This is a genomic window from Tateyamaria pelophila, from assembly GCF_019966495.1.
GTDB classification, from domain to species: Bacteria; Pseudomonadota; Alphaproteobacteria; order Rhodobacterales; family Rhodobacteraceae; genus Tateyamaria; species Tateyamaria pelophila.
In genome coordinates, this window is the sequence record NZ_JAIMIA010000052.1 from 26715 (window position 1) to 33158 (window position 6444).

The 6444-nt window shown below is 57.9% G+C and carries 8 protein-coding genes; 5 read left to right on the top strand and 3 right to left on the bottom strand.

Annotation, left to right across the window (positions count from 1 at the left end; translation table 11 throughout):
- Positions 1 to 12 precede the first annotated feature (12 nt).
- From LC354_RS15845 to LC354_RS15855, 3 genes are all read right to left on the bottom strand, one after another.
- Entirely contained in the window at positions 13 to 339 is a 327-nt protein-coding gene (locus LC354_RS15845; protein WP_223425450.1) for a hypothetical protein, read from the bottom strand.
- Positions 336 to 572, bottom strand: a complete 237-nt coding sequence (locus LC354_RS28015; protein ID WP_399203709.1) for a helix-turn-helix transcriptional regulator — start codon at positions 570 to 572, stop codon at positions 336 to 338. The genes LC354_RS15845 and LC354_RS28015 overlap by 4 nt, the downstream gene beginning before the upstream one ends.
- 266 nt (positions 573 to 838) lie before the next feature.
- A complete protein-coding gene (locus LC354_RS15855) occupies positions 839 to 1516 on the bottom strand; it encodes a hypothetical protein (RefSeq protein WP_223425466.1) in 678 nt (225 codons plus the stop codon).
- A 95-nt stretch (positions 1517 to 1611) separates the two neighbouring features.
- On the opposite strand from LC354_RS15855, the gene LC354_RS15860 reads away from it, so the two are divergent.
- The 5 genes from LC354_RS15860 to LC354_RS15880 form a co-directional block, all read left to right on the top strand.
- Positions 1612 to 2286 carry an XRE family transcriptional regulator gene (locus LC354_RS15860; protein WP_223425474.1) on the top strand — a complete coding sequence of 225 codons (675 nt, stop codon included), beginning with the start codon at positions 1612 to 1614 and terminating at the stop codon, positions 2284 to 2286.
- Positions 2287 to 2638: 352 nt separating this feature from the next.
- Positions 2639 to 3094 (top strand): DUF2924 domain-containing protein, encoded by a 456-nt coding sequence (locus LC354_RS15865; protein ID WP_223425476.1) that lies wholly within the window; start codon positions 2639 to 2641, stop codon positions 3092 to 3094.
- A complete protein-coding gene (locus LC354_RS15870) occupies positions 3094 to 4422 on the top strand; it encodes a recombinase family protein (protein ID WP_223425484.1) in 1329 nt (442 codons plus the stop codon). Before LC354_RS15865 ends, LC354_RS15870 begins: the two co-directional genes overlap by 1 nt.
- On the top strand, positions 4422 to 4820 hold the full coding sequence (locus LC354_RS15875; RefSeq protein ID WP_223425477.1) for a hypothetical protein: 399 nt from the start codon (positions 4422 to 4424) through the stop codon (positions 4818 to 4820). Before LC354_RS15870 ends, LC354_RS15875 begins: the two co-directional genes overlap by 1 nt.
- Positions 4821 to 4927: 107 nt before the next feature.
- A partial coding sequence (locus tag LC354_RS15880; RefSeq protein ID WP_223425480.1) for a DNA topoisomerase occupies positions 4928 to 6444 on the top strand: 1517 nt, incomplete at its 3' end.

The following is a 6444-nucleotide window of genomic DNA, read 5'->3' on the forward strand; positions in this document are numbered from 1 at the left end:
GGGGGAATGGGGTCAGGCAGCCGCAGCGAGCTGCGTCAGCGCATTGGCATTGCGGGATGTTTGGGGGCGGGCGATGACGAGGTAGGCAAAACGGTCTTGTCCAAGACGTTCCTGAACCAGATGAACGCGGCCAAGTTCAGCAAGGCGGTAGGCGGCATCTGCCGTGGCCCTCAGGCCCTCGCGCTCGGACTTGGCCAGCGTCGAGACATTGGCGGTCGTGTCGACCACCAGAAACCCCGTGTGATAGGCTAGTCGATCACCCGGCTCGGCCACATCGACCCAGGCCATCAGTGTGATTTCCGAAACAACTGGATTCGCTGATGAAAGGCGGCGGCTCATGCGATGCACCGTTGAGACGTCAGGCCGTTTCGGCGCTTGGAAGCCTCCATTTGCTCGGCTTCGAAGTCCAGGATATCCGTTTCACGATAACGAATGTGTCGGCCGATCCGAATGAACTGAGGACCCTGTCCCTCAGCGCGCCAGCGTTCCAAAGTGCGCGGCGCAATGTTCCAGCGCCGAGACAGGTGTTTGGTGCTCAGTAGATATTGTTCTTGCTGCATTGCCGCCCTCATCGAGTTGATGAGAGCAACTTGCCAAAGACTTGGGTTGGAGGTCGTGGCATGAACGGTCGGTGCTTGAATTTAATTTTTGCTGGAAAATCAATGATCGAAAGATTTTCGGTCGGAGCTCCAACCCAGCACCAACCATTCACCAACCAAGCTCCAACCGAACACCGACCGAATGCCTCTAGTTGGCCCACGCCAAAAACGAATCACGATGACCGCTAGACACAAAAAAGCCCGCTCGAGGCGGGCCTGTTTTGGGAAGATATTAGACGTCAGGGACCGATGCGCATGGTAACAACCAGGGCGGGTTCGAGCATATAGTAACCTCGGCGCCCCGAGACCGGATGCACGACGTCGCGCCACCCCTTGCGGCTGGAGAACAGATAGCTCAGCTTCACCGAAGCAGATCCCGCGGCGGCCAAGATTTGCACACCGCGCTGTTCAGGGTCTCCTGTGACGGCGCAGATGAACAAGTAGTTCAAAGCCCGCGCCTGCATGTCCGTGAACAGATAGTGCTTTCCATCAAGCTCAAACGCCAAAAACCGATCATAATCATTGATATGAGGGGCACCCACAGCCAGTGCTGTCTCCTCAAATTGCTCACGCTCGCAGGCGCGCACGAGCAAAGCGTCCCGATATGCAACCCAAACCGTGCCGCCCTCTGGCGTCATCACGGTTCCACCATTCAAGGCGAAGGACGCGACCTGGCACGCTTGCTTTCGCAAAACCCGCATGGCGTCACGGCGTTCAAGATCGACTACGCCCTCGAAGTCAGGTTTGCACTGAGGCGAGCGATCTTTACGGTCAGCCACCATGAAGGAACCGTAGATCCTGACGGAGAGCGTGAGCTGCCCCATTTCCACGACGTAGCCCAGTTCCGATTCTGAAATCCCCCATTCCTCCAGAACCTCATTCAAAGTGAAATATTCTCGTGGAATCAGCACCGCCATCGCCCCTTTGTTCTGGTATTGTTCTTATCTATTTGACTGTCCGATTTCAACAGAATAGATATCCTAAAAAGTCCACAACTTAGCTGGGGATAAACATGATTGTCACGAACATCGCGCAAAGGCTGAAGGCGCGCGCTTTCCAGCTCGACATGACGCCAGCGGCCGTGGCTGAAGCTTCCGGGCTCAACCGATCGTTCATATACGACATCATCCGCGGCAAGTCTGTGCGCCCGAGCCGGTCTAAGCTGCAAAAGGTTGCGGATGTACTGAAGGTGGAGGTCGATTGGCTCATAGACGGCGATGGCACTGTCGAAGGCGAAGCCCCGAAGATCTATTCACCAGACACCACTTTCGTCGGGATATCGGGCGTCAAGGCAAAGGCGTCTGCCGGAGGCGGGACTGTTGTGCATGCTGACGACGAGCAGGCCAGCAAGCTTTATCACTTTCGTCTATCGTGGATTGAAGATGAGCTGGAGGCAAACCCGAAGAACCTCCGGATGCTGCGCGTCACTGGCGACAGCATGATGCCCACGCTGAACGATGGCGACACGATCCTCGTGGATATGGGCCGCAAAAGTCCCTATCCTCCCGGCCTCTTCGTGCTGCATGACGGTATGGGGTTGATGGCCAAACGGGTCGAGCATATCCCCTCAATTGACCCGCCGCGCATTCGCATCACCTCCGACAATCCCAACTACTCGCCCTACGAATGCCTTCTGGACGAGGTCAATATCGTCGGGCGGATTCGCTGGTACGGGCGTCGCGTCTGACCATAAACAAAAGCGGCCCTCCCACCATTAGCCGCCGCAAACCGACATGGGCCGACAAGCTATTGTTTTTGCTTGTGAGTGCGATTCACACGCGCTTCTTTCGGGTAACAAACCGGAAAGAAGCCACCGTGCCCAACAATATTTTTACCCCGCTTTCTGCGGCAAATTCTCAGAACCCTGACCAGATGTCCCCGCGCGAACGGCGCGCCGAGATCTGTAAAATCCTGGCGGTTGGATTCCTTCGCTTGCAGGCGCGAAAACAAAGCCAGCATACTGAAAATGAGAGAGATAGTTCGCTACACTTCCGACCAGAACAGAGCGGTACTGCGGGTCCAACTCAGAGGAGATCCGCATGACAACACATGAACCAATTCTGGCACGGCTAGCGGCTTTGAAGGCCATGTCGGTGAACGAGTTGAAAGCCGAATGGCAGGCGCTCTTTGACGCGCCCGCCCCGAACAACAGTCGAAACTTTCTGGAAGGCCGTTTGGCTTATCGGATCCAGGAACTGACCTACGGCGGTCCCGACCGGGAAACCCGGCGCATGTTGGACCTACTGGCAGACGAGGTCGAAGGCCACACACGGCGCAAGCACCAGATTGCCGACCCGCGCAATCCGGTGGTGGGCACGAAGCTGATCCGCGAATGGGATGGCGTTGCGCATACGGTGACCGTCCTGAAGGACGGCTTCGAATGGCAGGGACGCAAATTCAAATCGCTCTCGGCCGTCGCCCGCGCCATCACCGGCACACGCTGGAACGGCTATCGTTTCTTCGGGCTGCGTGAGCGGAAGCGGAGTGAGCCATGATGGATATACCCGCCAAACCGGCCCGCCGCCTGCGCTGCGCCATCTACACGCGCAAATCCAGCGAAGAGGGTCTTGAGCAGGAGTTCAACAGCCTGCACGCTCAGCGCGAGGCGTGTGAGGCCTACATTGCCAGCCAGCGTTCCGAGGGTTGGGCATTGGTGCGCGACCAATACGACGATGGCGGCATCTCCGGCGGCACGCTGGAACGCCCCGGCCTGAAACGGCTGCTGGCCGATGTCGAGGACGGACTGGTCGATGTGGTGGTGGTCTACAAGATCGACCGCCTGTCACGCTCGCTGATGGACTTTTCCAAGCTGGTCGAGGTGTTCGACCGCACCGGCGTTACCTTCGTATCGGTAACGCAGGCTTTTAATACTACAACCTCCATGGGTCGTTTAACCCTGAATATCCTGCTTTCATTTGCACAATTCGAACGTGAGGTCACTGGCGAACGGATCAGGGACAAGATCGCCGCCTCACGGAAGAAGGGCCTGTGGATGGGCGGTGTGCCGCCACTGGGCTACGATGTCCGGGATCGCAAGCTGGTGGTGAACCTAGAGGAAGCCGCCAAGGTGCGCATGGTGTTCGAGCGCTTTGTCGAGGTGGGTTCTGCCACAGTGCTGGCGCGGGACCTGCGCCGCGACGGGTTCCGCAACAAACAGGGCACCTTGATCGATAAAGGGTACCTCTACCGGCTGCTGAACAACCGCGTCTACCGCGGGGACGCCGTGCACAAGGGCAAGGCTTATCCCGGCGAACATGAAGAAATCATTGATGTCCGGCTTTGGGATCAGGTGCATGACATCATGATTGAGAGCCCTCGCACGCGGGCAAACAACAGCCGGACACAAACGCCAGCGCTTTTGAAGGGACTCCTCTTCACGGCCACTGGGGCGGCTATGACGCCGTCCAGCACGAAAAAAGGCACGCGTCGGTATCGGTATTACGTGTCGATGGACCTTCTCAAGAGCCGGGAGACGCCGGAGGACGGTATTCCGAGGCGCCTGCCAGCGGATACGGCCGAGGGGGCCGTTATTGCCGAAATCCGCCGTGTTCTCAGGACGCCGGAGACCACAGCGCAGGTCATTGCGGCGCTGGACAAGGATGACATGGTGGACATTGCAGAGGCGGAAGCGATCGCGGCCCTGCAGAGGTTCCCTGAACTCTGGGCTCAGCTGTTCCCGGCCGAACAAACCCGGATCATCCAGCTGCTGGTGCGCCGCGTGACTGTGACTGCCGAGGGGCTGGTCATCGACCTGCGCACCGATGGTATCGCAGGCGTCATGCGCGAAATGATGACACCGCGCCCTGTTGAGGCCGCGGAATAATGGCCGCACCTGACACCATTCAGGTCTTCGTACCGCTCAAAATCCGCAGGCAAAACGGGCGGCCGAAAATCCTGCCGCCTGCGGACTACCTGCCGAGCGAGGACCAGACCCAAGATCCGCATATCCTGCGCGCCATTGGCCGGGCTTGGAGTTGGCGGCGGCGCATGGAGGCTGGCGAGTTCGGCACGGTGCGTGATTTGGCCATCGCTGTGAACCTCGCTGAGCGCCATGTCAGCCGACAGCTGCGGCTGGCTTACCTCGCGCCGGATGTGCTGAGGCGGTTGGTCTACCGACGTGAAACTTTGGCGGTCACGTTATTGAACCTGAGCGATATGGCGACTTTGCCATGGGCCGAGCAGGAAACTGCAGCATTTCAGGAAAAGAGCGCGTCAGACTGACCCCCCTATGTAGCAATTTTGAGTATGCGTATTTGCGTTGCGACCCACGCATGTTCCGCTTATGTTCCAAATGACATAAACTCAATATCAGCTGCAGGTGGCGCATAATGGTCGACCAAATCGTCATCACAGAAAAGTCCAGCCAAGCAAAAGATGTCCGGGCGGCCGTTGGCTCAAGATTTGGACCCATCCTCCCCGCAGAGGGGCATCTATTGGATCTCGAAGAGCCCGAGGACGCAATGCCAGAATGGAAGCGGTGGTCCCCCATTCTGTTACGCCCCAACGGTTTGTATGCCACCCGTCCAGCGAAGGGAGGCAACAAGGCTGCTAAGCTCAAAGCGATCCGCGAGGCTCTGCGGTCTGCAAAAAAGGTCTGGCTTGCCACCGACTGCGACCGCGAGGGCCAACTGATCGGTCAAGAAATCCTCGAGCACTACGACTACCAAGGTGAGGTTGTGCGGGTTTTGTTTACCGCTCAAGACCCCCAGACAATCCGAGACGCGTTTCATAGAGCGCGCCCAAACCATGAATATGCCGGGCTCTACGCCGCCGCAGTTGCCCGACGGCAGGCGGATCAGATCTACAATTTGTCGCTCACACGTACAGCAACCGTAACACTGGGCCGCGGCGCACGCGGTGTGATTGGCGTCGGGCGGGTCAAAACGCCGACCATGGCGATCGTGTGTAAGCGGGAGCTCGAAATACGAGACTTCGTGCCCACGAATTATTTCGAGGTTGTTGCTACAGCATCCGTTGCCGGGGGGCACTTCAAGATGCGCCACGCGCCGAAAGAGCGCATTCTCAAACTGCAAACGGCCGAAGACATTGTATGCAAGGCCGATGGCTTCAGCGGGCCACTCAGCGTCACCGTGGAAGACAAACGGCAGAGCCCGCCCAAACTGCATGACCTGCCGTCGCTTCAAAAACTGTGCGCGTCTCGGTTTGGCTGGACCGCCTCGAAGACGCTGGATGTGGCTCAAGAGCTCTACGATGGACAGGGTAAAAAGATCATCACCTATCCCCGTGCCGAAGTGCGCTACCTGCCTGAATCGCTGATCGCAGATGTACCTAAAATCATCGCAGGTCTTCAGGTTGGTCAGTCCTACAAGGATATGCCCGTGCCAGCACAGCCTATTATCCGCAAAGGTCCTAGAGGAGCGTTTCACGACAAAGCCGTCAAGGATGCCAGCCATCACGCCGTAATCCCCAACGCCAATACAATCGATACATTGAAAGATGTCTGGCCGCGGTTATCGGCTGATGAGAAAAAGTTGTTCGATGTGATCGCGCGGGCCTACCTCGCCGCCATCATGCCAGATTTTCGATTCCGGCAGACCGTTGCCTTGCTGGCAGTCCCGGGTGCTCCGTTTCGTGCCACCGGCAGGCAGCCATTGGATCTTGGCTGGCGAGCGGCCTTTCCTGATTGGGTTCCCACGAGTGAGAAATCTGACGATGCGCAGGTATTGCCCATGATGACAAACGGTGAGGCGGCTACCCTGCGTGATCCCAAGGTCGAGGCGAAAGAAACGCGTCCACCACCACGCTATAACGAGGGTTCGTTGATAGAAGCTATGCAGAATGCCTGGCGCTTCGTCGAAGACGCGCCGTTGCGCGAGCGTTTGAA